Origin of the sequence: Pseudoalteromonas sp. APC 3250 (genome assembly GCF_030407915.1) — a bacterium.
GTDB classification, from domain to species: domain Bacteria; phylum Pseudomonadota; class Gammaproteobacteria; order Enterobacterales; family Alteromonadaceae; genus Pseudoalteromonas; species Pseudoalteromonas tetraodonis.
Genome location: NZ_JASDCM010000027.1, coordinates 1 through 26,644, shown reverse-complemented (window position 1 = coordinate 26,644; position 26,644 = coordinate 1). Strand labels below are relative to the sequence as shown.

Annotated in this window: 24 protein-coding genes; 5 read left to right on the top strand and 19 right to left on the bottom strand. The window is 40.6% G+C overall.

Going from position 1 to position 26,644, the window contains the following annotated elements:
* On the top strand, positions 1–205 hold a 205-nt coding region (locus QL986_RS18095), incomplete at its 5' end, for a hypothetical protein (RefSeq protein ID WP_290191779.1).
* Positions 206–208: 3 nt separating this feature from the next.
* On the opposite strand, the gene QL986_RS18090 is transcribed toward QL986_RS18095, so the two are convergent.
* Complete coding sequence (locus tag QL986_RS18090) at positions 209–1,066, bottom strand: tetratricopeptide repeat protein (protein WP_128583393.1); 858 nt, start codon at positions 1,064–1,066, stop codon at positions 209–211.
* A gap of 109 nt (positions 1,067–1,175) precedes the next feature.
* On the opposite strand from QL986_RS18090, the gene QL986_RS18085 reads away from it, so the two are divergent.
* Complete coding sequence (locus tag QL986_RS18085) at positions 1,176–2,486, top strand: amidohydrolase (RefSeq protein WP_024601515.1); 1,311 nt, start codon at positions 1,176–1,178, stop codon at positions 2,484–2,486.
* A gap of 28 nt (positions 2,487–2,514) precedes the next feature.
* On the opposite strand, the gene QL986_RS18080 is transcribed toward QL986_RS18085, so the two are convergent.
* The 4 genes from QL986_RS18080 to pomA form a co-directional block, all read right to left on the bottom strand.
* The gene (locus QL986_RS18080; RefSeq protein WP_024601516.1) at positions 2,515–4,455 is read right to left on the bottom strand and encodes a DNA topoisomerase III; all 1,941 of its coding nucleotides are present in this window, start codon (positions 4,453–4,455) and stop codon (positions 2,515–2,517) included.
* A gap of 75 nt (positions 4,456–4,530) precedes the next feature.
* The gene (locus QL986_RS18075) at positions 4,531–5,016 is read right to left on the bottom strand and encodes a hypothetical protein (RefSeq protein WP_013464238.1); all 486 of its coding nucleotides are present in this window, start codon (positions 5,014–5,016) and stop codon (positions 4,531–4,533) included.
* Positions 5,017–5,163: 147 nt separating this feature from the next.
* Positions 5,164–6,084: a flagellar motor protein MotB gene (locus QL986_RS18070; protein WP_028834921.1), complete on the bottom strand. Its 921-nt coding sequence runs from the start codon at positions 6,082–6,084 to the stop codon at positions 5,164–5,166.
* 2 nt (positions 6,085–6,086) lie between these two features.
* Positions 6,087–6,854, bottom strand: a complete 768-nt coding sequence (pomA, locus tag QL986_RS18065; RefSeq protein WP_016900636.1) for a flagellar motor protein PomA — start codon at positions 6,852–6,854, stop codon at positions 6,087–6,089.
* Between the two features lie 303 nt (positions 6,855–7,157).
* On the opposite strand from pomA, the gene xseB reads away from it, so the two are divergent.
* The 3 genes from xseB (at position 7,158) to dxs (ending at position 10,268) form a co-directional block, all read left to right on the top strand.
* Positions 7,158–7,400 (top strand): exodeoxyribonuclease VII small subunit, encoded by a 243-nt coding sequence (gene xseB, locus QL986_RS18060; RefSeq protein WP_008110204.1) that lies wholly within the window; start codon positions 7,158–7,160, stop codon positions 7,398–7,400.
* A gap of 2 nt (positions 7,401–7,402) precedes the next feature.
* A complete protein-coding gene (gene ispA / locus QL986_RS18055; protein ID WP_013464235.1) occupies positions 7,403–8,290 on the top strand; it encodes a (2E,6E)-farnesyl diphosphate synthase in 888 nt (295 codons plus the stop codon).
* Positions 8,291–8,405: 115 nt separating this feature from the next.
* A complete protein-coding gene (dxs, locus tag QL986_RS18050; RefSeq protein ID WP_128583394.1) occupies positions 8,406–10,268 on the top strand; it encodes a 1-deoxy-D-xylulose-5-phosphate synthase in 1,863 nt (620 codons plus the stop codon).
* A gap of 62 nt (positions 10,269–10,330) precedes the next feature.
* Here the strand turns inward: dxs and QL986_RS18045 are convergent, their stop codons facing one another.
* The 14 genes from QL986_RS18045 to QL986_RS17980 all read right to left on the bottom strand — a co-directional run bounded on the left by QL986_RS18045 (position 10,331) and on the right by QL986_RS17980 (position 26,264).
* Positions 10,331–13,417, bottom strand: coding sequence for a ligand-binding sensor domain-containing diguanylate cyclase (locus QL986_RS18045; RefSeq protein ID WP_024600857.1), 3,087 nt, complete (start codon positions 13,415–13,417; stop codon positions 10,331–10,333).
* Positions 13,418–13,448: 31 nt separating this feature from the next.
* Positions 13,449–13,934: a phosphatidylglycerophosphatase A gene (locus QL986_RS18040; protein ID WP_008110211.1), complete on the bottom strand. Its 486-nt coding sequence runs from the start codon at positions 13,932–13,934 to the stop codon at positions 13,449–13,451.
* Positions 13,931–14,905 carry a thiamine-phosphate kinase gene (gene thiL / locus QL986_RS18035; protein ID WP_008110214.1) on the bottom strand — a complete coding sequence of 325 codons (975 nt, stop codon included), beginning with the start codon at positions 14,903–14,905 and terminating at the stop codon, positions 13,931–13,933. The genes QL986_RS18040 and thiL overlap by 4 nt, the downstream gene beginning before the upstream one ends.
* Positions 14,906–14,989: 84 nt before the next feature.
* Positions 14,990–15,403 (bottom strand): transcription antitermination factor NusB, encoded by a 414-nt coding sequence (gene nusB, locus QL986_RS18030; protein WP_008110215.1) that lies wholly within the window; start codon positions 15,401–15,403, stop codon positions 14,990–14,992.
* Positions 15,404–15,418: 15 nt separating this feature from the next.
* Positions 15,419–15,883, bottom strand: coding sequence for a 6,7-dimethyl-8-ribityllumazine synthase (ribE, locus tag QL986_RS18025; protein ID WP_008110216.1), 465 nt, complete (start codon positions 15,881–15,883; stop codon positions 15,419–15,421).
* 93 nt (positions 15,884–15,976) lie between these two features.
* Positions 15,977–17,089, bottom strand: coding sequence for a bifunctional 3,4-dihydroxy-2-butanone-4-phosphate synthase/GTP cyclohydrolase II (gene ribBA / locus QL986_RS18020; RefSeq protein WP_013464232.1), 1,113 nt, complete (start codon positions 17,087–17,089; stop codon positions 15,977–15,979).
* Positions 17,090–17,117: 28 nt separating this feature from the next.
* Positions 17,118–17,771 carry a riboflavin synthase gene (locus QL986_RS18015; protein ID WP_008110218.1) on the bottom strand — a complete coding sequence of 218 codons (654 nt, stop codon included), beginning with the start codon at positions 17,769–17,771 and terminating at the stop codon, positions 17,118–17,120.
* A 24-nt stretch (positions 17,772–17,795) separates the two neighbouring features.
* Positions 17,796–18,923, bottom strand: a complete 1,128-nt coding sequence (gene ribD / locus QL986_RS18010) for a bifunctional diaminohydroxyphosphoribosylaminopyrimidine deaminase/5-amino-6-(5-phosphoribosylamino)uracil reductase RibD (protein WP_290191778.1) — start codon at positions 18,921–18,923, stop codon at positions 17,796–17,798.
* A gap of 2 nt (positions 18,924–18,925) precedes the next feature.
* Positions 18,926–19,375 carry a transcriptional regulator NrdR gene (gene nrdR, locus QL986_RS18005; protein WP_010390928.1) on the bottom strand — a complete coding sequence of 150 codons (450 nt, stop codon included), beginning with the start codon at positions 19,373–19,375 and terminating at the stop codon, positions 18,926–18,928.
* Between the two features lie 107 nt (positions 19,376–19,482).
* Positions 19,483–20,739, bottom strand: coding sequence for a serine hydroxymethyltransferase (gene glyA, locus QL986_RS18000; RefSeq protein ID WP_013464229.1), 1,257 nt, complete (start codon positions 20,737–20,739; stop codon positions 19,483–19,485).
* Positions 20,740–21,007: 268 nt separating this feature from the next.
* Positions 21,008–22,291: a threonine synthase gene (thrC, locus tag QL986_RS17995; protein ID WP_024601558.1), complete on the bottom strand. Its 1,284-nt coding sequence runs from the start codon at positions 22,289–22,291 to the stop codon at positions 21,008–21,010.
* An 11-nt stretch (positions 22,292–22,302) separates the two neighbouring features.
* Entirely contained in the window at positions 22,303–23,238 is a 936-nt protein-coding gene (thrB, locus tag QL986_RS17990; RefSeq protein WP_290191777.1) for a homoserine kinase, read from the bottom strand.
* 9 nt (positions 23,239–23,247) lie between these two features.
* Positions 23,248–25,665, bottom strand: a complete 2,418-nt coding sequence (gene thrA / locus QL986_RS17985; protein ID WP_290191776.1) for a bifunctional aspartate kinase/homoserine dehydrogenase I — start codon at positions 25,663–25,665, stop codon at positions 23,248–23,250.
* Between the two features lie 230 nt (positions 25,666–25,895).
* Positions 25,896–26,264, bottom strand: coding sequence for a response regulator (locus QL986_RS17980; RefSeq protein WP_024601555.1), 369 nt, complete (start codon positions 26,262–26,264; stop codon positions 25,896–25,898).
* Positions 26,265–26,644 lie beyond the last annotated feature (380 nt).

Genomic DNA, 26,644 nt, shown 5'->3' with positions numbered 1-26,644 from the left:
GTGGGGTCGCATTATAGGGCGAATCGATTTTAACGCAAGCGTTTTTAAAGGCTTTTTTGCATTTAATTTTTACCCCAAAGATACCCCACCTAGACACACATGTTACCCACAAAACCCTGTGGATAACCCTGCGTTTATCCTCTTTTTAAATGTAGAAAACAAAAAAGCATCTTTAGTTAGATGCTTTTATAAAGGTTCTAATTAGCCGTTAATATAAAATACTATAGAGCTTGCGGCGATATTTAGCGGCTAATGCATCGCCGTCAGGTAAAGAGGCGATTATTGCTAAGAAGTTTGGTTTGGCTTCATCATAGTTAAGATCCTTTTTAAGGATAGTAAAGAGTGCTTCTAATGCCTCTTCTTTCCTTCCCGCTTCATTTAAAAGGTTACTTAGCTGCATTTGCAAATCAAGTTCATTTGGATGTTTAGCGACTTTTTCTTGAAGTTCTTTTATCTGCGGTGAATCGGTTGCCTCTAATGCGGCCTCACATTTTGCCTTAATATTATTAAAGTATGCATCTTGCTCTTTTACATCTATTGTTTCTATTAACGCAGCGGCTTCATCGAGTTTGTGGATTTGTATACATATATCTGCCAGTACTAATTTAATCCTCGCATTTCGACTATCAAGTTCATACGCTTGTTTGGCATAAGTAAACGCGGCATTTAAGTCGCTATTAATCAGTGCTTGCTTAGCCTGCTCTAATAATAAGTCTTGTTGAGCTGGTAAATGTTTAGATAATGCATCACGAACTTGGCTTTCTGTTTGAGCACCCGCTAATAAATCAACTGGAGCTGAGTCTTTTAATAACACTAAAGTAGGTAAGGTTTGCAATCCAACTTGTTGGGCAAGTTGAGAGGCAAGTGCCTGCTCTGCATCGCAGTCTAAGTTTGCGACTACTATATAGTTGCTGTATTCAGCAGCTAACTTATCTAAGATAGCTGCTTGGCTAATACACTCTGGGCTTTGTGGAGAAAAAAAGTTAAGTAGTACTAACTTTTGTTGTGATGTTTCACCCAATACTTGCTGAAGGTTTTGTGCGTTAAGACTAACTATATTGCTCATTGAATTATTGCCATGTTCATCTATTTAGGTTTTTATATGGTGATGAAGATAATAATTACAAGTCATCTGTTTAAATCATTTAAATACAATAGAAGGTAGTGAGGAAAATATGAAATTAGCGTATGTAAGTGCATTGTGTTTATTAGTCAGCCCATTATTGAATGCGCAAGCACTTAAGTTGGATCTTGATACCAGCATGCCGGCAATAGAAAAACTTTACTTAGACCTACATCAATCACCTGAATTGTCATATAAGGAAAAGCAAACAGGTCAAAAAATCGCTGAACGACTTCAGAAATTAGGGTTTGACGTAACCGATAATGTAGGTGGCTATGGTGTAGTCGGAATTTACAAAAATGGTCAAGGCCCTACCGTCATGATCAGAACTGATACTGATGGCCTGCCTATAACAGAGCAAACAGGCAAAACTTACGCATCAACTATTACCACAATTAATGATCAAGGTAGTGAAGTTGGCGTTATGCATGGCTGTGGTCATGATATTCATATGAGCTCTTTTATTGGTACTGCTGAGCAATTAATTACGCATAAAAATAAGTGGCAAGGTACTTTAATGATGGTTGCTCAACCCGCTGAAGAAGTAGGCGGTGGTGCAAAAGCAATGCTCAAGGAAGGATTATTTAACAAATACGCTAAACCAGATCATATTATTGCTTTGCATGTAAGCGCTAGCGTTGCTGCGGGTAAAGTGGCAATGAAAAATGAATACACTATGGCCAGTGTTGATTCTGTTGATATTAGTATAAAAGGCAAAGGTGGCCATGGTGCTTACCCGCATACAACTATCGACCCTGTGATCATCGCAGCTCGAACGATACTTGCACTACAAACAATTACTAGTCGTGAGCTTTCTCCACTTGAGCCTTCAGTGATAACGGTGGGTTCCATTCATGGTGGCTCTAAACACAATGTTATTTCTGATGAAGTTAAGTTGCAACTTACGCTACGCAGCTACAATCCAGATATACGTAACGCACAAATAGTGGCAATTAAACGTATTACTGCAGGTATAGCACAAAGTGCAGGCCTCGAGGAATCTCTCTACCCTGTAGTGAAAGTTCATGAAGATGAATCAATTCCATCAACTTACAATAACCCAGTACAAACTAACCTTGTTCGAAACGCTATAAAAAGTGCGATAGGTGATGCAAACGTGCTCGAAACAGAAGCGGTAATGGCCGGTGAAGACTTTGGATTATACGGGCGCACCGACGAAAATATTCCTATCACCTTATTTTGGCTAGGTGGCGTTAACCAACAGCAGTACGCCAAGGCAATAAAAAATAACGAAACACTGCCCTCGTTACATTCAAGTAAATTTGCGCCTGATTATAAAGTAGCACTGCCTACAGGAATAAAGGCAATGAGTAACGCCGCTGTGGCACTATTCAATCAGTGACCTTCAACGCTATATGTAAGCCCTGCGATTAATTTACCGCAGGGCTTTTTTTATAACTCGACTTTTTATACGGCGCTTTTTTTGTACGTTTGGCAAAGCGCTTTTTAGGTGACGTTTTAGGTAACAGTGCAAATGCCTGACTATTGCAGTTCGCTGCTTGACTTACAAAATTAGTTAAATCGGATAATAAAGGTTGTATAAACTGCTGATAACTCATTGCTTGCTGTGCAATATCACCTAAACTCGACTCCCATTTTGCAGTTAAGTCGGGGCTTGATAATCCCTCTGGTAATACACTAATTAATGCCAGACCTGTTTCAGTTGCTTTAATTGCTTTTCCCTCACGTTTTAAAAAGCGACGTTTAAATAACAGCTCAATAATGCCTGCACGCGTTGCTTCTGTACCGAGGCCATCTGTTTCTTTTAATATTTTTTTGATTTGCAGGTCTTTTACATAACGGCTAATTCCCGTCATAGCAGCAAGTAAGGTTGCATCGGTAAAATGAGCCGGAGGAGATGTATGCTTTTGCACCACTTCACCTTTAGTACAAGTAAGTGCCATGCCTTTTTCTAAATAAGGTAATGTAGCTACTTCTTTGAGTTCCGACTTACCCATGAGCAATTTAAAACCTAAGCTTACATCTTGCTTTGCACTTGCTTTAAATAAACCACCAGCTATGGTTACCTCTACTTTGCTTTCGTTGTAAATGTAGTCGGGATAAAACTGAATTAAATAGTGTCGACTTATTAACTGATAAATTTTTGCTTCATCATTGGCTAAACTCACACTTTTTAACTGTTTAGCTGTCGGCACAATGGCGTGATGAGCGGCCACTTTTGCATCATTAAAACATTTACTACGTTGTTTTGCATTTGCCTCATTTACCAGCTCTACTGACTGCCCACCATTTACGGCTATCGCTTTTAAAATAGCAGGTGCATCTTGGTGATGCTCTCTCGGTAAGTAACGGTTATCTGAGCGTGGGTAGGTAATTAATTTATGACGTTCATATAAAACTTGGCAAATATCGAGTACTTTTTGTGCTGGCATCCCAAAAGCTTTAGCAGCATCTATTTGTAAAGCAGATAAGTTATAAGGAAGAGGCGCGGTTTGTTTTTTTTGCTTTTGCTCAAGCGCTGTTACATTTGCGGGCTGATTAGCAATGCGTGAAGTCACATTTTCGGCTAAGGCTTTATTAAGTACTCTGCCCTCTTCATCTTGATATGGTTCGCACGCTTTACTCGGTATCCACTTAGCAGTAAATGATTGCTGCTCAGGTGTAACAAGATGAGCAAGTACTTCATAAAATGGTTTGGATACAAAATTTGCGATTTCATTATCACGATTTACAACTAAACCTAAAATAGGTGTTTGTACTCGCCCAACCGACAACACATTACCAAAGCCCGCTTTTTGCCCAGCTAGCGTATAAGCTCGCGTTAAATTCATACCAAACAACCAATCAGCACGAGACCGTGCTAAAGCAGATACACTCAAAGGGATAAAATCACGGTTAGCCCGCATAGAGTTGAGTGATTTTTTTACCGCAGTTAAGTTTAAATCACTAATCAATAAGCGTTGAATACTTTGCTTTTTAGTTTGACTAATTTTTGCTTGCTCGATTACTTCATCAACCAGTAGCTGACCCTCACGATCAGGATCGCCAGCATGCACGAGTGTTGTAGCCTGCTTAATTAATTTTTTTAAAATGGTAAGCTGCTTACGGGTTTTTGTTTTAGCTTTTAATTGCCAGTGTTCAGGCACAATAGGTAAATGCTCAAATTGCCATTTTTTAAAACGCTCATCATAGTCATCGGGTTCTGCTTGCTCGAGCAAATGACCTATGCACCAAGACACACAATCACCATTCGCCACTTCAATATAACCATCATGCTTTTTATGAGGTTTTGGAAGCGCATCTGCAATAGCACGCCCTAATGAAGGTTTTTCAGCAATATAAAGTTTCATAATCAAGCTCTAACACTGTTCATATAAACAGTAGTTTAGCATATCAGTTTAAAACTGGGGATATTTTTATAGTTTCTAACTTAAAGCTTTATTTCGCTTATTAACAAAAAGATATAAAAGAGGCAGGTAGCAGACAACAACAGTGGCAATATTTATTAAAGGCATAAATGTTTGATACATCACAGTGCTATAAGATAAATCCCAAAGGTGTCGGTCAACTAAGCGAAATAATTGAAGAATGGGTGCACCAATAACAATAAGCTGCCCAAGTACACATTGCCACAAATGCACTTTATCTTTAAGACCCCAATAAGCAATAAGTGCCATCCAAGTAATATCTGTTAATGCCCATACAAGGTAACGGTATATATAAATACCATCATCAAACGCCATTAAACTTGAGTAGGTCACAGTGCCAAATAAGAAAAAAGCGGCAGTAATAACAACGAACCTAAGAGCTAAATAATCTTTGAGGATAAAGAATATAAAAATAGCCGGACTCAAAATAAGAACCCAGCTTTTGCTTAATATACTTACAAAATACAAAAACCATTCAGGCAAACTAAATAACCTTACTTAGCTTTTGTATCTTCATCAGTTCCATCGCCGTTACCAGGCATACTACAATACTTAGTCAACATATTCGCCCCATTACATTTGTTAAGAATGTTGCATTCTATGCTAAAAAAGGTACATAGCCAAGTCATTCTATCTTACATCAATTGGCGCTGACTCTTTTGCCTTGCCTTGTAAAATTGATATTTCTACACGGCGGTTACGTCTGCGATCTTCGCGGGAATCATTAGGTACTAAGGGCCTGGTTTCTGCACGCCCTACCACCATCATTCTGGTTTTATCAAAACCTGGAACTTTTTGTAATTCACTCGCTACCGCAACTGCGCGTTTAGATGATAAATCCCAGTTATTAATGTAAAGCTCGTTGGATACCTGAAAGTCATCCGTATGACCAGACACCGTAATTTCACCGGGTACATCTTTAAGTAATCGGCCAATATCTTGAATGATAGGTTTAAATTGTGGTTGTAAAAATGCACTCCCCGATGGAAACGAGCCATTTTCTCTAATACGAATTATGATTTGCTGCCCTAAAGATTCAAGCTCAATAGCCCCATCAATAATTTGCTTTTCAAGCTGTTGCGCAATTTTTTTAACTAAGTCATTTATTTGCTCTTGATCAGCAGCAGACACTGCCGTAGCTGCAGCAACTTCCTCTGAGGTACTGCTTGATTCACCACCTCGCTTTTCACCACGTTGCTCTTGACGTCCACCTGCGGAGCTTTCATCTCCCGCCTGAAACTCAAGCATTTGTTGGGTCATTTCAACCGTTTGTTGCTGAATGGTTTCTATAGGAGTTGGCTCAGGTTTACCCGGCGTAAACTCCATAGCAATAACAGATGTCCCTTTTGGAATGTCTTTTACTTCTATTTTATTTTGTACACCAAAAGCAAACTTCATTGAGCCTGCAATTTGTTTAAATTTAAGTACATCCATTTCAGAAAATGCGAGTAAAAGTACGAAAAAGCACATTAATAATGACATTAAATCGGCAAACGTTCCCATCCACGCAGGAAGTCCTGGAGGTGGGCATTTGCACTCTTCATCTGACATAATTATTCCTCAGTATTGACTGCGCGTTTTGATTCAGCTAGATAATTTTTCAAGATCCCTTCAATTACTTTAGGATTTTGCCCGTCTTGAATACCTAATACTGCATCTAAAATTAAGCGCTGATTCATGGCCTCTTCGTCTTTACGCAGTTCTAGTTTTACCTGAATAGGAATGGCTACAACGTTTGCTAAAAACGCACCGTATAATGTGGTTAACAACGCAACCGCCATTGCCGGTCCGATAGCTTTGGGGTCATCCATGTTCGAGAGCATAGCCACTAAGCCTATCAACGTACCGATCATCCCCATTGCAGGTGCAATATCACCTAATGATTTAAATAAGGTTGCCCCCATTTCATGGCGAGTGGTGGTTAACGAAATATCTTTTTGTAATGTTGCTCGTACCACATCAGCATCATGCCCATCTACTAGCATATCAACGCCTTTGCGCATAAAAGGATTTGGGATTTCGGCTTCTTCTAAGGCTAAAAATCCGCCTTTTCGAGCAGAGTCAGCTAATTCTACCGCTTTTTCGATTAATGCTTCAGGAGGCTCAATTTTAAACATAAACGCTTTTGCACATACTTTACCAATGCCAAGAAATTGCGACATGGTAAAATTAGATAAAACGATAAAAAGGGAACCACCGAATACAATAACCACAGAAGGGGTATTGTAAAACATAGCGACTTCACCGCTACTACTCATAAACATGGACATGACAATTAAGCCAATTGCGCCAAGGATCCCAATAATGGTTGCTAAATCCACATTCCCTCCAAAGGTTTTATATTTTTTCTTCGCAAGCGTTGTTATTAATTGTTTATCGGCAAGATACTGAAATACTTAAGTGATTTTTATGATAAACGGTAAAATTAAGATTAGTTATATTTTAGATCAACATAGGTAATCAATCTAATTAATCAAAATTAATAATTTTAAAAAATAACGTTGAAACGCAATAAAACCCAATCAACAGCATTTATCTATCAAAAAACAATATCATTCTTTGACCTAGTTTAGCATTCCCCCTAAAATTGGCGTCTAAATTTATTATGTAAGTTGAAAATAAAGATGGCGACTAAAAAACCTGAAAATTTAAGTTTCGAACAAGCACTAGAAGAGTTAACAACAATTGTCAGTGAAATGGAACAAGGTGATTTATCGCTTGAACAGTCTTTAAAGCAATTTGAGCGAGGTATTGCACTTGCGAGCGCATCTTCAGGCAAACTTCAACAAGCTGAGCAAAAGGTGTCGATATTAATGGGTAATGACGAAAAAGCACCGCTTACTCAGTTTGATAACGATATGGAATAATCGTGAGCATAAAAGAACAAATAAAACTCGCTCAAGATGATGTAGCTAATACGCTCAACCTTTATTTTGAACAACCTCTTGAAAGCGACAATACTATAAAAGAAGCCACACATTACAGTGTAATGAATGGTGGTAAAAGACTGCGCCCGTTTTTAGTGTACACCACAGGTAAAATACTCGGTGCTGACAAGCGTGATTTAGATGTACTTGCCGCAGCCATTGAATGTATTCATAGTTATTCATTAGTGCATGACGACTTACCTGCTATGGATGATGATGATTTACGCCGTGGTCGCCCTACATGTCATATTGTATACGGTGAAGCACAAGCGATTTTAGCTGGAGATGCACTGCAAACTTTAGCATTTGAACTTATTGCTAAGCACACATTTAAATGTTCGACTGAAGCACAATTAAAAATGATCGCAGCACTAGCGCATGCATCGGGGTTACAAGGTATGGTTGCCGGACAAGGCCGCGATATTGCAGCAACCGATAAGGTTATTACTGTTGATGAGTTAGAACGCATTCATAAACTTAAAACCGGTGCGCTAATAAATTGTGCGATTACTCTTGGCGCACTGTGCGCCCCTAATACAAGCCAACAAACTTTAGATAACTTATCAACTTTTGGATACGCTATAGGGCTTGCATTTCAAGTTCATGACGATATTTTAGATGTTGAGGGCGATACGCTTACTTTAGGCAAGCCACAAGGGTCAGATATTGCAGCGAATAAAGCGACATACCCCGCTTTATTAGGTATGCTAGGCGCTAAGCAAAAAGCACAAAATTTAATACAACAAGCCCATGAGGCATTAGCTAACATTGACGCAGACACAACAGATTTAGCGGCATTGGCTAACTATTTAATTGAACGTGACCATTAAATACAGCTAAAACGTATTAACTCTTAGTATAAAATTATTACTGAATATTAAGTCGCCTTTTAAACCTCGTTTGTTTTGAGGAGGGTTAATATTAGCGAAGGATATATAAAAAACCATGACACTTGATAGCAGCAAGTATCCATTACTTGATTTGGTGAACGAACCAGCCCACTTGCGAGACTTAGCACAAGATAAGCTTCCTGCATTTAGCCATGAATTGCGTGACTATTTACTCAATTCGGTATCGCAAAGTAGCGGCCATTTAGCGTCTGGTTTAGGAACCGTAGAACTTACCGTTGCACTACATTATGTATACAACACACCCGATGACCGCTTGGTCTGGGATGTGGGTCATCAAGCTTATCCGCATAAAATACTGACTGGCCGTCGTGATCAAATGCATACCATTCGCCAAAAAGACGGATTGCATCCTTTCCCTTTTAGAGATGAAAGTGAATACGACACCTTTAGTGTTGGCCATTCAAGTACCTCAATTTCTGCGGCGTTAGGTATGTCTATTGCTGCACAAAAAGAAGGCAAAGGGCGTAAAACAGTCGCGGTAATAGGCGATGGCGCAATTACTGCTGGTATGGCCTTTGAAGCAATGAACCACCTTGGCGATGTTAAATCAGACATGCTGATCATTTTGAACGATAACGAAATGTCGATATCTGAAAATGTCGGTGCGTTAACCAATCATTTTGCGCGTATTTTATCAGGTAGCTTTTATACCAACATCCGCGAAGGCAGTAAAAAGCTGCTCTCTGGTGTACCGCCGGTAAAAGAGCTTGCCAGCCGTATGGAAGAACACATTAAAGGGATGATGATCCCGGGTACTTTTTTTGAAGAATTAGGTCTAAATTACATTGGCCCAATTGATGGACATGATGTGAATATGTTGGTTGATACGCTGCGCAATATGCGTAACTTAAAAGGCCCACAGCTTTTACATATAAAAACCCAGAAAGGCAAAGGTTACAAGCCTGCCGAAGCCGATCCGATTGGTTATCATGGCGTACCAAAATTTGATCCTGCAACATCAAGCTTACCAAAATCTAAGCCAGGTGCGGCGACTTTCTCAAATGTGTTTGGTGATTGGCTTTGTGACATGGCCGAGCAAGACAGTAAGCTCATGGCAATCACGCCAGCTATGCGTGAAGGTTCAGGCATGGTACGTTTTTCTAAAGAGTATCCAGAACAATACTTTGACGTAGCAATAGCAGAACAACACGCTGTTACTCTTGCTGCAGGTTTTGCTTGTGAGGGCTTAAAGCCCGTTGTGGCTATCTATTCTAGCTTTTTACAACGCGCGTACGATCAACTAATTCACGACGTTGCACTGCAAAACCTACCGGTATTATTTGCTATAGACCGCGCCGGTATTGTTGGAGCCGATGGTGAAACCCATCAAGGCGCCTACGACTTAAGCTTTATGCGCTGTATACCTAATATGGTCATTATGGCCCCAAGTGATACTAACGAATGCCGTCATATGCTTTATACAGGCTATCAAGCTAATTGTCCTGTTGCTGTTCGTTACCCGCGTGGTAGTGCAGGCTCAGCAGACATTCAAAGCACTATGCAACAACTTGAAATGGGTAAAGCGAATGTAATTAAAAAAGGTACTAAAGTGGCTATATTGTCATTTGGTACCTTGCTTGAAAACGCACAACTTGCCACTGATGAGCTCAATGCCACTCTAGTAAACATGCGATTTATTAAGCCACTTGATACGGCATTAATTAATGAGCTGATTAATGATCACGATATTATTGTAACCCTTGAAGATAACGCGATTGCGGGCGGTGCAGGCTCTGCAGTTAATGAATATTTAACGAGCATTAAAGCCGATGTAAAAGTGCTTAACTTAGGTATTCCTGATGAATTCATTAAACATGGCACACAACAGCAAATGCACGATGAAATGGGGTTAGGTGAACACGGTATTTTAACTTCAATTAAATCATTTATGAGCTAACACTTATCGTGTTTAATAAAAAAGGAGCCATTGGCTCCTTTTTTATTGCTCATCTATAACCTCTAGCGCATCCATACCTTAATATCGGCTAGACCATTGCTTTGTAACAAACCAATTTGCTGTTCAACATTGGGGTTTTGCTCAAACTCAAATGCATCTAATTGCTCGTCAAAGGTAATATTAGCGACGCCATCGCCGCCGCGTTTTTTAACTTGATGTAATGCTATGTCAGCTAGATTAATTGATGTTTCCCAGCTAATAACTTGCCCACCTAAGAGAGGTAACGGATAGAACGACCACCCGACTGACGCTGTTATATTGGTTGTTTCACCGTTAGGAAGCTGAAACGAATAATCTGCAATTGCTTGGCATAATTCAGATACATAGCTGTCGATTAAATTACATTTAAAATCGCGCAATAACAGTAAGAACTCATCACCACTCCAACGGGCAACATAATCAGAACCTTGAGTACGCGAGTTAAGTAATGCCGCTACTTGTTGTAAACAGCTATCTCCAGCAATAGGACCATAGGCATCGTTAATGCGGCTAAAGTTATCTAAATTAATAATTAACAACACCAACGATTTACCTTGAGCCTGCAATGACTGCGAGTTACGCTGAAAATGCTCAATATCTTTTGGTAGTTGATCAAACAAAAAACGGCGACTTCTCAGCCCTGTTAGCTCATCAGAGTGACTAACAAGTTTAAGCTGAGAGTTTACTTGGTTTAATTTATCGTTTGCTTGGCGAAGCTCAAGGGTTCGCTCAGTAATAAGCCCCTCAAGAACCTGCTGCTTACGTCGCTCTTGAACTTTAAATACCCAAAACACCAAATAAAAGAGCAACACAAAACCACTGGTGATCAGTAATCTAAAATATATAGTTTCACCAAATCGTTCAGGCACCACAAAAGCGTATTCGGCCGATTGCGCTTTGCCCCAATCTTCACCTTGACGTTTTGTCTCTAATTCAAATAAAAACATACCTGCTGGTAAGTTAGTGTAAATTGCTTCTCGGCGGGTATTTGCATAGCGCCAATCATTATCAAGTCCATTGAGTTTATACCTAAACTCTATACTTGCAGGTGCATAATAATCGATAGCGGTATAGGTAAGCGTTACATCACGCTCGTCAGTTTTAAGTACTGGCTTTTTACCTAACGCAGCCGCAGCAAGTTTTCGTGATGGCGTGGTTAAAGTTTCTATAGTTGGTTTAAGTGAACGCAGCCCAAATAATTCTACGTCTTTAGGAATTTCTACAACGCCTTGCAAGCTGGGATACCAAATTGAATTATCCATATCAACCACCGCATCATGGCCTAAACCATTACAGCATTGACTTGCTTTACCATCGAGCTGTCGATCAAATGAAGAGATCACTTCCTCCACTTTTAGGCTTTCAATGTTGGCTTTGAATTGCTCAACTGGCATGCGATAAACCCCTTTCATGGTGCTTACCCAAATGCGTTTTGTAGTATCATCGTACTCAAGACTAAATATAGAACCATATGGCAGCCCATTGGCGGCATCTAATTGCTGCCACTGCCCTTGTCCACTGCGATAAAACAAACCATCGTTAAGCGAGCCAATTAAAATCCCCACGCCTTTAATGTGTAAAATGCTAGTAACGTACGCACTTTCCAAAGTGGTTTGGTCGCCTATTTTTTCTATCCCGCGTTCAGTAAAGTAATACGCCCCTTTACTGGTACCAATCACCCCAAAATTTGGTTTATCTAAAACATAGGTTACAAACTTACTGCCTAAAAAAGCATTGTACGCAAAAGGGTTTAACCCGTTGTAATTTAAACGATATAAGCCTCGCCCAGTGCCCACCCAAAAGCCGCCTTTAGTCGACGTACTAATAGCAAATACAGGATTATCACTTAGCGCACGGGCAGGGAAACTATATAAGGTATTCGACTCGTAGAAAAACAAACCTCTACCAGTGGCAACATAAAGACGATTGCCGTCAAACTGTAAGTCATGTACTGAGGCATTACCATACTTGGCACTGTTGATGACATTGATAAACGTTTTATCGGCATCGAAATAGCCTACGCCGCTTTTGTTGGCAATCCATAACTTACCATCTGGTGATTTACTAATGGCCATAACCGCTTCGGTCATTTTAGAAATGGCTGAATGGCGCTCTATTCGCCCTTCGTGAGCAAGCCAAAGTCCCTCACTAAAACTCGCTAACCATATATTATTTTCATCATCTCTAAATATATCGGCAAACCAAATACTTTGATCTAATTGACTGGGCTCAACCCATTGCCAATCATCCGACTTCCCTCTGAACAATAAGCGCCCATAAGTCGATACCCACAAGCCACCATTGCCATCACTCATAAACTTATAAACGGCTGAGTTGTTAGCGTTAGGCAGCGGAAATGGGCGTAGCTCATCATCTAAATCTAAAAAGTAAGCGCCTAGCTCAGAAGCAAGATATAAATTGCCATTTAAAAAGGATAAGTCGTGAACAATTGTTTGTGCTAAACGATCAGGCAAGGCCACTTTAGCGGTAAGCTCTAAGCGCAATTTAGAAAAATCAGACGCGCTTTGCGTCAAGCGCAATAAATTACGATCGTTAACCAGCCAAATTCCCTCTGGTGAGAGCGCCATTTTACTGACTGACCCTACTATTTGGGTGATCGCAGTGGCATTTACGATAGGGCTCGGATTGTTTAGCTGGTCGCGCAGCTCTATCTGGCCTCTGTCTATGTAATAAAGCCCATTAGCTGCTATCCAAATACTGCCTTTAGAGTCTTCAAGAATATCTCTAACAGGGCCTTTAATATTAAACTCTTGTGCGGTTAGCTTTTCTGGGTCTATAACAACGAGGCCGTTTTTCGTGCCTATCCATAATAGTCCTTGGCCATCAATCAGTAATTTATTGATGCCATTGCTGGGTAAAAACAGACTATTTTGAGTGTTGTAATTAGTAAAAGTGTTACCATCAAATCGGCTTAATCCGAATTGCGTACCAAGCCACATGTAGCCTTGGTTATCTTGCACCACACTTTTGAGGGATTGTGAGGGAAGTCCGTCTTTAATGTTCCATTGTTTAACTACGTAATCAGTAATTGAAGCCGTACTTGGCATGGCACACATCAAGAGTACACAAACCAATAAAAATCGCATCATAGTGCTGCCACCTAGTTAAACAAATAATAAATTAAAAGGGTAGTAAACCTACTTTTATCAATGCTTGCAAACAAATAAGCGAAAAAATACCTGCAAGTACATCATCGGCCATAATACCAAACCCACCATGAGCACGTTTATCAAGTATACGAATCGGCCCTGGCTTTGCTATATCAAAAAAGCGAAATAGTAAAAAGCCCACTAATAATGTTTGCCAATTCAGTGCTGCACCAATCATCGTTATATAGTAACCAGCGACTTCATCCCAAACAATAGCTGGATGATCATGAACTTGAAGGTCATCAGCTGTTTTTCCACATGCCCAAATACCAAATATACTGATCACCACCGCAAATACAATTTGTAACCATAACGGAAAATGCATGGTAATAAAAATAAATGGTAACGCCGCTAAAGTACCAAATGTACCAGGGGCTTTAGGCGCAAGCCCTGTACCAAAACCCAAACCAAAAAATTGATGTGGGCGTTTTAAATTAAATAATCGGTTTTTATTCAAACCTGCTCCTTGGAAAAGTGCTCAAAGCCTTTGTGCTCAAAAACAAACTTTTCACCTTGGTGTAATAATTCTATATTCCCGTCACCACTTTTGATTTGGCCGATACAGGTTGCTTCTACACCGTATTGGCGCAACTTAATATCGAGCATACTCTTATTACTGTCTGGGACAGTGTAAAGTAGTTCATAGTCATCGCCATAGTTGAGTATAAAAGGAAGCTGTTGCTCAAAATCAAGACTCGCTTGCATCGCATCAGAAGTAGGTACATTTTCAATATTGATTGTTGCACTGACCTGTGACAAATCCAAAATGTGACCTAAATCAGCAAGTAAACCGTCTGAAATATCAATAGCTGATGACGCTAAGCCACGCAAAGCTTGTCCGGCGGCCACGCGTGGCGTTGGAAAGTTTAAACATTTATTAATATGCTTTAAATGTTCAGGTGCAACTGGCAAACCTTGTTTTTTTGACTCAATTGCCAAACCAGCATCACCTAGCGGTCCGGTTACAAAAATCCAGTCGCCCACTTTTGCGCCACTTCGACGCAGTGCTTTACCTTCAGGAACCGTGCCTTTTGCACAAATAGTAATACTGAGTGGGCCTTGAGTCGTATCGCCACCAATAATTTGTACATTAAAGTACTCAGCAATTTCATGCATGCCGTCAGTCAGCTCTGCAATCCATTGTGGATCGATACTTGGCAACGTGAGTGCAACCGATACCCATGTAGGCTCTGCACCCATGGCAGCTAAATCACTTAAATTTACTGCCAGAGCTCGATGCCCTAATGCGCGAGGAGAGATATCATGAAAAAAATGCACCCCAGCAACTAAGGTATCTGTTGTTACAGCAAGCTGACAGTTTGCTGGTACTGTGACAAGCGCACAGTCGTCTCCAATCCCTAAATTAACATCGCGACGAGTGATACCGCGACCTTTAAAGTAGTGATTAATTAATTCAAATTCCTTCATACACAAAAAAGCCGACCTATGCCGGCTCTCCTTTTTAACGGTTATTTATAACAACTCACTGAAATTAATATGCAGCTTAAGTTGTTATGACTTGCGTAACTGTTTTACAGCTTTATCAAGTACACCGTTTACAAATTTATGGCTATCTTCAGCGCCAAACATTTTCGCTAATTCAATGCTTTCATTGATAGCCACTTTGTAAGGAACATCTTCACGAAATTTAAGCTCGTAGCTGCTTAAACGTAAGATTGCACGTTCAACTTCGTCTAATTCATCAAATGGACGAGTTAAATGAGGCGATACAGCTTCGTCTAGTTGCTTATGATTTACGGCAACTCCACGCGCTAAATCTTTAAAATATTCAACATCAATTTTAGTCACATCGTTTTCGATCAACATTTGTTGTTCGATATCGGCAATTGCATTGCCGCTTAATTGCCATGAATACACGGCTTGAAGTGCTAAGATACGTGCTTTACGTCTTGCTGCTGGTTTCACAAAAATTCCTTAAACTTAAATTTTATCTAACACATTAACCATTTCAAGCGCACCTAAAGCAGCTTCGCCGCCTTTGTTACCCATTTTGGTACCTGCGCGCTCAATTGCTTGCTCAATGCTTTCAGTGGTTAATACGCCAAATGCAACCGGGATATCATACTCAAGCGATACTTGTGCAAGCCCTTTATTTGACTCGCCAGCGACGAGATCAAAGTGAGGCGTGCCCCCTCTGATCACTACACCTAAGGCGATAATTGCATCATATTCTTTTTTTGCTGCAACGCGTTTCGCTGCTAAAGGTAATTCAACCGCACCGGGTACGTAAATCACGGTAATATCGTCTTCTGATACTCCACCAGTACGTTTTAGCTCATCAACAGCACCTGCAAGCAAGCTACTACCAATAAAGTCATTAAAACGAGAAATGACAATGGCAAACTTTTTGCCTGGAGCGTATTTATTACCTTCAATAATTTTCATTTGATAACCCTAAAAATAAGTTTAAGCGATTTCGGTTGCGCAAAAATTGATGCGCATTATACCACATAAATAAAATAATAACCTAGCGCGTAATTATTGTGGCTCTACGTAGTCAACCACTTCTAAATGGAACCCTGATAATGCATGGTATTTTTTAGGTAAACTCATCAAACGCATTTTTTGAATACCTAAATCAGCCAGAATTTGCGAACCCACACCGACGGTGCGCGAAGTACCTTGAAATTTACGTGGCGTCACATTTTCACCCGCATCAGCTGCGGCAAATGCTTTTACTGTGGCTTCTAACTCTTCAGTGCTTTCTTGCTTACCTAAAATAACTAAGGCGCCATTATGCTCAGCAATATAAGCCATTGCTTGCGATAAACCCCAACTACGGTCAGCGTTGCGATCAGAGAGTAAAATATCGTTAAAGGTACTTTGTAAATGCACACGCACTAAGGTCGGTTCTTGTTGTTTTATTTCACCTTTAAGCAATGCATAGTGTAACTGCCCATCAATGGTGTCTTTGTATGTCACTAAGTCAAACTCACCATGTTCAGTTGGCAATTTACATTTTGCAACTTGCTCAATTGTGGTTTCGTTTAGGTTGCGGTACTCGATTAAATCAGCAATGGTGCCAATTTTAATATCATGTTGCTTAGCAAATACTTCTAAATCAGGACGACGCGCCATGGTGCCATCTTCATTTAGGATTTCTACAATCACTGATGATGGCTCAAGCCCTGCTAAACGCGCTAAGTCACACCCCGCTTCTGTATGCCCTGCACGTGTTAACACGCCGCCTGGTTGCGCCATAATAGGAAAAATATGACCTGGTTGTACAATATCGCTTGGCACAGCGCCTTTCGCGATGGCAGCTTGAACAGTGCGGGCACGATCCGCTGCAGAAATACCTGTGGTAACCCCTTTTGATGCTTCAATCGACATAGTGAAATTAGTTGAGAATGCGGCACCATTATTTTTTACCATTAATGGTAAATCAAGCTGCGAGCAACGCTCTTGAGTCATCGTTAAACAAATTAGTCCACGGCCATGAGTCGCCATAAAGTTAATGGCTTCTGCACTAATGTGTTCAGCAGCAATAATTAAATCGCCTTCATTTTCTCTGTCTTCATCATCCATTAAAATAACCATTTTACCGGCTTTAATGTCATCAATTATTTCTTGTGCGCTGTTTAAATTCATAAGTTGCTCGTATAAGTTGTCAATGTCGTTATTTTATAAAGCCCGCTTTAGCGAGTAAGCTCATCGAAATATCTGAACCCGTAGGCTGCTCAGCCCCTCTAACTAGGCGCTCTAAATAACGTGCTATTTGGTCGACCTCTAAATTCACTTTGGTACCGACTTGAAAATCAGCTATGGTCGTTTGCCCGCTGGTGTGGGGCACAATCGTCAGTTTAAATTTATTACCTTCAACAGCATTAACCGTCAGGCTAATACCATCAATACAAACCGACCCTTTGTAAGGAATGTATTTCATTAAATTTTCATCGGTGGCTAACCAATATTCTGTTGCTCGCGCATTGGCATTAATTGCTGTGATAGTGGCAATACCATCTACATGGCCAGACACTAAATGACCACCGAGGCGCGAAACAGGTTGCATCGCCTTTTCTAGATTAACGGTTTGCCCTAATGCGTAATGTGCAAACCCTGTTAAGCTAATCGTTTCATTTGATAAGTCAGCACTAAAGCCGTCAATATGCTTATCAACAACCGTCAGGCAGACACCATTAGTTGCAATACTGTCACCTAACTTAACATCACTCATATCAAGGTTTTTACTTTGGATACGAATAGCTAAATCACCTTGTTTTTTTTGTAATAACGCAATTTTACCTGTCGCTTCAACTATTCCAGTAAACATAGTGCTACTCTTTATATAAAATGATTAATGAGCTTTTTTTAGTGCTGTGATACGTAAATCATCACCGATTGGCACACACTCATTAAAAGTTAAATTAATGGTATTTTGCATACTCATTAACTCTGGGAAATTTAGTAAACTTTTAGCATCGCTGCCCATTAATTTAGGAGCAATGTAAAAAACAAACTCATCAATTAAATCAAGTTCTGTCATTTTGCCAGCCAGTGTTGCTCCGGCCTCTAGCCACACATTATTAAACTGCAATTGGGCTAGCGTGTTTAACACGGCCAGTAAATCTACTTTATTATTATTTTCAGGTACTTCAATCTGTTTAACAAAATGAGGCCACTGATGCGATTTATCAACCTTGGTGGTAAATATTATCACCTCACTTTGAATTGAAAATAAGGCAAGATCAGGGGTAAGTCTATTTTGTGAGTCAATAACAACGCGAACCGGTTGGCGCAGTGGTAAATCAGTTGGTAAAGAATACGGTAACTCTTCTGGGCGCACATTTAATTTTGCATCATCCATTAATACCGTATCGGCACCGGTTAAAATTGCACAGTTTTGTGCTCGGTATAGTTGCACATCTTGGCGCGCAGCGGGGCCTGTTATCCATTTACTTTGGCCGTTTTTAAGCGCCGTTTTACCATCAATACTGGCGGCCATTTTGCAAGTCACAAAGGGTAACCCCTGCTCCATGCGCTTAAAAAACCCAAGGTTTAATGCGCGAGCTTGCGCTTCAAGTAATCCGTGAGCAACTTCTATACCAGCATCCGCTAAAATTTTCAGACCTTTGCCTGCAACTTGCGGGTTGCTGTCAACCATTGCGGCAATCACTTTTTTAACACCGGCTACTTTTAGCCCTTCAGCACATGGCGGTGTTCGACCATAATGACTGCAAGGCTCAAGTGTTACATAAGCGGTTGCGCCTTTTGCATTTTCGCCAGCCATAGCCAGTGCGTTTACCTCTGCATGACCTTGGCCCGCTAACCGATGAAATCCTTCACCTATTACTTTATTATTCTTTACGAGTACGCAGCCAACATTAGGATTAGGAGTGGTGGTAAAGCGCCCTTTTTTTGCCAGTTCAATAGCGCGGGCCATGTAGCGTTTATCATCCTCTGAAAACGAACTTTGCTTGGTCATTACTATTCCCCTAAGCGGGCTATTTCTTCACCAAATTCGCGTATATCTTCAAACGAGCGATACACAGAGGCAAATCTTACATAGGCCACTTTATCTAACTTTTTAAGCGCTTCCATAATGCACTCACCCACCAAATGGCTAGACACCTCGCGTTCGCCAGTGGCACGTAACTGCGACTTAATAATATTAACCACTTCATCAACTTGCTCAGTGCTTACGGGGCGTTTTTCGAGGGCGCGAGTTAAGCCATTTAGTAACTTATCTTCATTAAACGGTTCGCGGCTGCCATCTTGCTTGATGACCCGTGGCATCACTAATTCAGCCCCTTCAAAGGTGGTAAATCGTTCGTGGCATTCATTACATTCACGACGTCTACGTACTTGGTGTCCCCCACCTACAAGGCGAGAATCAATAACTTTAGTATCTTTGGCGGTGCAAAAAGGGCAATGCATAACTGTGTGTTTCCGTTTTAAAAACAAAAAATGGCCGCTATCATAGCGGCCATTATCATAACAAAAATGTGTGCAGTTGTGATCTAAATTACTATTTTACTCTTGGATTAAGCGTAAACAGGTAATTTTGCACAAATTGCTTTCACTTTTTCTTTTACTTGCGCTTGTACTGACTCATCTTCGATGTTGTCTAGTACATCACAGATCCAGCCCGCTAACTCTTTTGATTCAGCTTCTTTAAAGCCACGACGAGTGATTGCTGGTGAACCAATACGCAGACCAGAGGTAACAAATGGTGAACGTGGATCGTTCGGTACTGAGTTTTTGTTAACCGTGATATTCGCATTACCTAGGGCAGCATCTGCATCTTTACCTGTGATATCTTTGTCGATTAAATCAAGTAAGAATAAGTGGTTGTCAGTTTTACCCGATACTACTTTGTAGCCGCGCTCTTGTAATACCGCAACCATTGCTTGTGCATTTTTAACAACTTGTGCTTGGTATGTTTTAAACTCAGGTTGAAGTGCTTCTTTAAATGCAACCGCTTTAGCAGCAATAACATGACATAAAGGACCACCTTGGCCACCTGGGAAAACAGCGCTGTTTAGCTTTTTGTAAATTTCTTCATCGCCACACGCAGAGATGATTAAACCACCGCGAGGACCCGCTAATGTTTTGTGTGTTGTGGTTGTTACAACGTGAGCAAATGGCACTGGGCTTGGGTAAACACCCGCAGCAATTAAACCTGCAACGTGCGCCATATCAACAAATAAGTAAGCACCTACTTTGTCTGCAATTTCACGGAACTTAGCCCAATCAACAATACCTGAGTATGCAGAAAAACCAGCAATGATCATTTTTGGTTTGTGCTCAAGTGCTAACGCTTCAACTTGTGCGTAATCAATTTCGCCAGTTTCTTCGTTAAGGCCATACTGAATTGCGTTGTATGTTTTACCAGAGAAGTTAACGTGTGAGCCGTGCGTTAAATGACCACCGTGCGCTAGGCTCATGCCTAATACAGTATCAAGTGGGCTTAAAAGAGCTTGGAAAACAGCAGCATTCGCTTGTGAACCGGCATGAGGCTGTACGTTTGCGTAATCTGTACCAAATAATTCATTTGCGCGGTCAATAGCAAGTTGCTCAACCACGTCTACGTGCTCACAGCCACCGTAGTAACGTTTGCCCGGGTAACCTTCAGCGTATTTGTTAGTCAGCTGAGAACCCTGCGCTTCAAGTACGCGTGGGCTACAGTAGTTTTCAGATGCAATTAACTCAATATGCTCTTCCTGACGTGATGTTTCTTTGCTCATCGCGTCAAATAACTCTGGATCAAAGTCCGAAATATTCATGCTACGTTCTAACATTGGGGTCTCCTGGGCAACGTGTATGGGTATTTTTTAGAGGCTTTATTGTACGCTTAAAACGACGTTTTGCCTACGCTCTTAAGTTGAGGATATTTAAACAGGGATTGAAACTATTTCACAGCATTTTGATGATGATATTTTTTTATAAACTAATAACAATTTTAAATGAATTTTATTTACTACATTTATATAGCTTATGCGTTATGTCTAAAGCGATGCATAAATAAACAAAAAAAGCGGCCTAAGCCGCTTTTATTATCTGCCTTTTTTAGGCAAGCTTTTTAAACAATTCTGTACGCAAAACATCATAATCGTTGTGCATATCAGTGGCTAAACACGGTTTTGCTAATGCATCAGCTAACGGCTTTGGCATATCTAATTCAACATTAAGGATATCCTCAACGCTGTCTTTAAATTTGGCCGGATGCGCAGTCGCTAAAAAAATCCCCACAGCATCTGCCGCCTTATTTTCTACAAGACCTTGGTAAGCAATTGCGGTGTGAGGCTCTGCAATATAGCCAAGCTGTTGAATTTTTTTCATCACTGTTTGTGTTTGCTGCTCATCAACACTCACCGAATAAAAGTTATCATAACTAAACCAGTTATTATCTAACATTGATTGCACACGTGGCCAGTTATTAGGTTTACTCACATCCATTGCATTTGAAAGCGATTCAATTGTCGCATTAGGCGTCCAATTTTTATCAAGCATAAAGCGCGGTACTGTGTCGTTTTGGTTTGTAGTCGCACTTAGTTTACCAACTGGCATACCAATAACAGCGCCAATCATAGCCGCACACACATTACCAAAGTTACCACTCGGTACTGAAATATGCGCTGTAGCACGCTTTTCTTTTGGCAGCTGTGCAATGGCTTCAAAGTAATAACACACCTGCGCGACTAAACGGCTAATATTAATTGAATTTGCTGAGTTTAAACCTAACTTCGATTTTAGCTCTTCATCTAAAAATGATTTTTTAACCAACTCTTGGCAATCATCAAAACTACCCTCAATCGCATAACAATGAATGTTGTCACCAAGCGTTGTAAATAACTTTTGCTGCGCTAATGAAATTTTACCTTTAGGGTATAAAATAACGACATCAATATTTGGTTTGTTATAAAAAGCATGCGCTACGGCAGCCCCGGTATCACCCGATGTTGCAGTTAAAATAGTGACTTTTTCACCTTGATTAAATTGCGCCAAGCACTCGGCCATAAAACGGCCACCAAAATCTTTAAATGCCAGTGTTGGCCCGTGAAATAACTCTAAGCAATAGGTATTATCTTCAACTTCCACCAGCTTAACCGGAAAGTTAAACGCATTCTTAACCATCTGGGCAACAGTATCACTTGGTAGCTCGTCACCAATAAGGTGCGATAAAATTTTGCCGCTGCGAGTAATAAAGTCCATATCTAGTAATGCATCAACATCACTTAATGGCGCTAACGACTCTGGAAAAAACACACCTTGATTACGCCCTAGTCCTGTTTTTACAGCTTCAACAAACGACACTTTTTGTGAATATTCTTTTAAATTATGTAATTGCATGACTCTTTTTCCTATAAAACATTTAATTGACGCGTGCCGTCGTTATCTAATTTACAAATATGGCAAAAGCCTTGTTCGTTGATGTAATTTTCCTCTAGCCACTGCGCGCATTGCTCTGCCGCTTCAAGCGTTTTACATACACTAAACAAGGTCGGCCCTGCGCCTGAAATACTCACAACTTCAGCACCCAGTGCTGGTAAGCTTGCTTTGGCATCACTAAAGCCGCTTATAAGTGGCGCACGGTATGGCTCTGCTATTTCGTCTTTCATAATGCTTAATGCATCATCAAAACGCCCTGTTAACAGTAAGCTACTAAACGCCGATAAACGCTGAGCAAACTCAACCCCGGCATGCATACTTAGCTCTTTTGGTAAAACAGAGCGCGCTTTTGCGGTATTGAGCGAAAAGCCCGGAAATGCGGCGACGTAATACCAGTTTTCATCAACAGGTAAAGCAATAGATTTATCAGGAATTAAATCACCGGTTAGCTGTAAGCCGCCTAAATAACACGGTGTGATGTTATCGTAATGGCGCCCCCCACTTACAACGGCTTCAAAATCTGCCATAAGCTCAATGAGCTCTACTTGGCTTAAATTAGTTTTGGCAAATTTATCCAGTGCTGCAAATGTCGCCACCACAGAGCAGGCACTTGAGCCTAATCCCGAACCAATCGGCAAATTTTTCCTAAGTTCGAGCTTTACCGCAGGCATATCAGGCGCAACATGCGCTCTAAAGTGCACTAAACACTGATACGCTAAATTTTCTTGCGCATCACTAGGTAGCTTATGTGCGTAGTCGCCTGTACAAATAAATTTATCACTCGATGCGGCACTAACAATCGCCACATCACCTAATAAACCGCCATCAATGGGCGCAAGTGCGGCGCCCAGCGCATCAAAGCCAACGGCAAAATTACCAATAGACGCCGGAGCATATACTTCAATCATGACTGACTCCTAGCGAGATAATGTTTTTAATATGTCTGCAAATACACCCGCAGCCGTTACTGCAGAGCCAGCCCCATAACCACGAATTACAAACGGACGCGGTTGGTAGTATTGGCTTAAAATAGCCAGCGCATTTTCACCATCACGAATAACATTCAATGCATGTGATGAATCCACCGCTTCGATTCCGACCTTACAGTGACCATTTTTAATTGTGCCTACATAGCGAAGTACTTTACCTTCACTTGCTGCACTTTGAACACGGTCGTTAAAACCAGCATCTAAGCTAGGTAATTTCGCCATAAACTGCTCAACATTGTCACCTTGGGCAAAACCTGGCGGTAAAACCGACTCCACTTCAATATCGCTAAGCTCTAATTTCATACCGGCTTCGCGTGCAATGATCAGTAATTTACGTGCTACGTCAGTTCCCGATAAGTCATCGCGCGGATCGGGCTCTGTAAACCCGCTTTCTTTGGCTTTAATTGTTGCTTCAGAAAGTGATAGACCATCTTCTAGTGCTCCAAACATGTATGAAAGCGAGCCTGATAAAATACCACTAAACTCAAGTAACTCATCACCTGCACCAAACAACGATTGCAAGTTATCGATTACAGGTAAACCTGCACCTACGTTAGTTTCGTATAAAAACTTTCGATTATTTTTATGTGTTGCTGCAATTAAATCTTGGTAATACGTATATGAGCTCGTGGTGGCTTTTTTATTGGCAGCCACGACATGAAAACCTGCATTTAAAAAATCTACATATTGTGCAGCTAAGGCATCTGATGAAGTACAGTCAACTAGCACTGGATTAACTAAATGATTTTGCTTAACAAACTGCTCGACCAGTTTTAAATCAAACGCTTGCTCTGACTGCGCCAGTTTTTGCTGCCAATCATCAAACGCAATCCCCTCACCATCAAGGTGTAATTGACGAGAGTTGGCAACACCATATAGGTTTAATTTAATATTACGCTTTTCAAGCCATGCTTGTTGACGCTCAAGTTGGTTAATTAGCTCTTGGCCGACTAAGCCACAGCCCAATAAAAACACATCAATTGAAGGCACATGAGTAAAGAAGTTTTCATGGCAAATTTTAACCGCGTCATTACATAATTCACCGTCAATAACGGCTGAAATAGCACTTTCTGTTGAATCTTGCGCTATGGCAACAATGTTTACTTGCGCTTGTGCAAGCGATGCAAAAAACTTAGCCGCTAACCCCTTATGGGCACGCATGTTATCACCAACTAACGTTACTATTGCTAAATTACGTTGCACATTTACCGGCTCAATGAGCCCCGCTTTTGACTCTAAGTCAAAGGCTACTTGCAACGCACTTAACGCTAGATTTAAATCGCTTTCATGCACACAAAAGCTAATACTAAATTCACATGATGATTGAGTGATCAGGACGATTGACACGTTATCATGCGCTAATGCATTAAATACTTTCGATGCCATGCCCACTTTGCCCTTCATACCAGGGCCTGAAACGGTCAGCATAGCTAAATTTTGTAGACTTGAGAGTGCTTTTACTGGTTCATCAGATACCGTATCGTTACTAATTAGTGAGCCTTGCGCATCTGGGTTATGAGTGTTTTTAATTTCGCATGGCACCCCTGCTTTTGCACACGGTAGGATAGTTTTAGGGTGCAATACTTTAGCGCCAAAATAAGAAAGTTCCATCGCTTCTTTATAAGACAGGAAATCAACCTTAGTGGCTTTTTTGATATAACGCGGATCGGCGCTGTATACACCATCAACGTCAGTCCATATTTGGCACACTTGTGCTTCTAAACACGCTGCAGCAATCGCCGCCGAGTAGTCAGACCCATTACGACCAAGCGTTGTGAGCTCCCCTTCATCATTACTTGCGGTAAAGCCCGGCATAATGTAAACCGTCGCAGGGGATTCTTTTAACACGGCTTGAAAACGTGCTTTACTGGCCACTAAATCCGCTTCTGCGTCTATGTATCCGCCGGTTGAAACAATACAATCTGTTGCTTGTAAATAATGCGCGTTATGATCGGCTAATAGGCTTTGCATTAGCGATACGCTAACACGCTCACCAAAGCTAATAATGAATGCTCTGACCTGATCAGGGCAGCACTTTATCAGTGCAATACCATCAAGCTTATTTTTAAGTTCGTTAAAGTCAGGCCAGTTTTTAACTGCTCCTTGCTTTTCCTCTACCGCCGCTTTAAGCGTGTTGCATCGGCTAGTCAGTGAATGCCATTGTTCACTAAAGTCATGCCCCTGCTCTGCAGTACTAGCTAAATTAACTAACGAGTCAGTCATGCCACCTGGGGCTGACAGTACCAGTAACATTTCATCTTTTAATTGTGCCTTAGCGAGTGCAGCAACTTGCTCTAAACAGGCAAAATCAGCGAGCGATGAGCCGCCAAATTTTAATACGCGCATTTTTTATGTTTCCTCATTCCATAAAACGAAAAAAGGCCTGTGTTCTAAGTGAACACAGGCCTTTAAATTTGTTGCACCGACCTATGCCACTATCCAGTAAGAATGGTGGTTGTAATAATAATGGTCGTTACAAGACTAAATGTTTTCATAAGCTTAAGACTGCCTTAACACAGGCTATTCTGTCAACCTTAAATTAGCAGATAAAACAGTCTTTTTCATCATGAATTTTATTAATAAATGCCAAACTTATGCAAAACTGTACTCAGTTGCGTTTTATTAATTGGCTTATGAATAAAATCGATTGCGCCTAGTTGCGCGACACGTGCTTGCATTTTTTGTTGGATATCAGCAGAGATCACTAATACATAAGACTCTATTTTAGAAATTTTGATTTGCTCAAGTACTTCAATACCATCAACTTCAGGCATGGTTAAATCAAGACACAGGAGATCGAAATGCCTTTGACGCAATTGCTCCAACGCCTCTTTACCGTTAGTTGCTTGCTGAATATCGGCATCAATACATTCTTTTAAACAGCGCATTACCTGTTTGCGAGCAACGGTGGAATCATCACAGACTAAAATAGAAAAACGCATCATAATGACTCATTAAATAAACTCATACAAAACACCTAAACCCACTGTAAAATTAGTTGGTTGCCCAATCCGCAACAGTCAAAATTATAACCAAATTAGCAACGAGCAGATTATTTATTGTAACTTTTATTAACGTTATCAATAAAATGCTTAATTGCACAATACAAATTAGTAAATTAACTATTTCCAAGTAAAAAACAGCCTATCCAAACCAACGGTTCTCAAATAGAAACCCAATACATATAGAACAGAATGATTGAATCGCCCCGAGTTCATCGGAGACCAGTTTGTTTAAGTCAGGCCACTTTACCTGACTCGTTTAAATTATCATAGTAGTCTGTTTCATATTGAGCTGGTGAAATATACCCAATTGAAGATAATAA

What these genes read in the sequence shown, in the direction of transcription:
- QL986_RS18090 (WP_128583393.1), bottom strand. Translation starts at nt 1,066, where the DNA reads ATGAGCAATATAGTTAGTCTTAACGCACAAAACCTTCAGCAAGTATTG.
- QL986_RS18085 (WP_024601515.1), top strand. Translation starts at nt 1,176, where the DNA reads ATGAAATTAGCGTATGTAAGTGCATTGTGTTTATTAGTCAGCCCATTA.
- QL986_RS18080 (WP_024601516.1), bottom strand. Translation starts at nt 4,455, where the DNA reads ATGAAACTTTATATTGCTGAAAAACCTTCATTAGGGCGTGCTATTGCA.
- QL986_RS18070 (WP_028834921.1), bottom strand. Translation starts at nt 6,084, where the DNA reads ATGTCAGATGAAGAGTGCAAATGCCCACCTCCAGGACTTCCTGCGTGG.
- xseB (WP_008110204.1), top strand. Translation starts at nt 7,158, where the DNA reads ATGGCGACTAAAAAACCTGAAAATTTAAGTTTCGAACAAGCACTAGAA.
- dxs (WP_128583394.1), top strand. Translation starts at nt 8,406, where the DNA reads ATGACACTTGATAGCAGCAAGTATCCATTACTTGATTTGGTGAACGAA.
- QL986_RS18045 (WP_024600857.1), bottom strand. Translation starts at nt 13,417, where the DNA reads ATGATGCGATTTTTATTGGTTTGTGTACTCTTGATGTGTGCCATGCCA.
- thiL (WP_008110214.1), bottom strand. Translation starts at nt 14,905, where the DNA reads ATGAAGGAATTTGAATTAATTAATCACTACTTTAAAGGTCGCGGTATC.
- ribE (WP_008110216.1), bottom strand. Translation starts at nt 15,883, where the DNA reads ATGAAAATTATTGAAGGTAATAAATACGCTCCAGGCAAAAAGTTTGCC.
- ribBA (WP_013464232.1), bottom strand. Translation starts at nt 17,089, where the DNA reads ATGAATTTAAACAGCGCACAAGAAATAATTGATGACATTAAAGCCGGT.
- QL986_RS18015 (WP_008110218.1), bottom strand. Translation starts at nt 17,771, where the DNA reads ATGTTTACTGGAATAGTTGAAGCGACAGGTAAAATTGCGTTATTACAA.
- ribD (WP_290191778.1), bottom strand. Translation starts at nt 18,923, where the DNA reads ATGACCAAGCAAAGTTCGTTTTCAGAGGATGATAAACGCTACATGGCC.
- nrdR (WP_010390928.1), bottom strand. Translation starts at nt 19,375, where the DNA reads ATGCATTGCCCTTTTTGCACCGCCAAAGATACTAAAGTTATTGATTCT.
- glyA (WP_013464229.1), bottom strand. Translation starts at nt 20,739, where the DNA reads ATGTTAGAACGTAGCATGAATATTTCGGACTTTGATCCAGAGTTATTT.
- thrC (WP_024601558.1), bottom strand. Translation starts at nt 22,291, where the DNA reads ATGCAATTACATAATTTAAAAGAATATTCACAAAAAGTGTCGTTTGTT.
- thrB (WP_290191777.1), bottom strand. Translation starts at nt 23,238, where the DNA reads ATGATTGAAGTATATGCTCCGGCGTCTATTGGTAATTTTGCCGTTGGC.
- thrA (WP_290191776.1), bottom strand. Translation starts at nt 25,665, where the DNA reads ATGCGCGTATTAAAATTTGGCGGCTCATCGCTCGCTGATTTTGCCTGT.
- QL986_RS17980 (WP_024601555.1), bottom strand. Translation starts at nt 26,264, where the DNA reads ATGATGCGTTTTTCTATTTTAGTCTGTGATGATTCCACCGTTGCTCGC.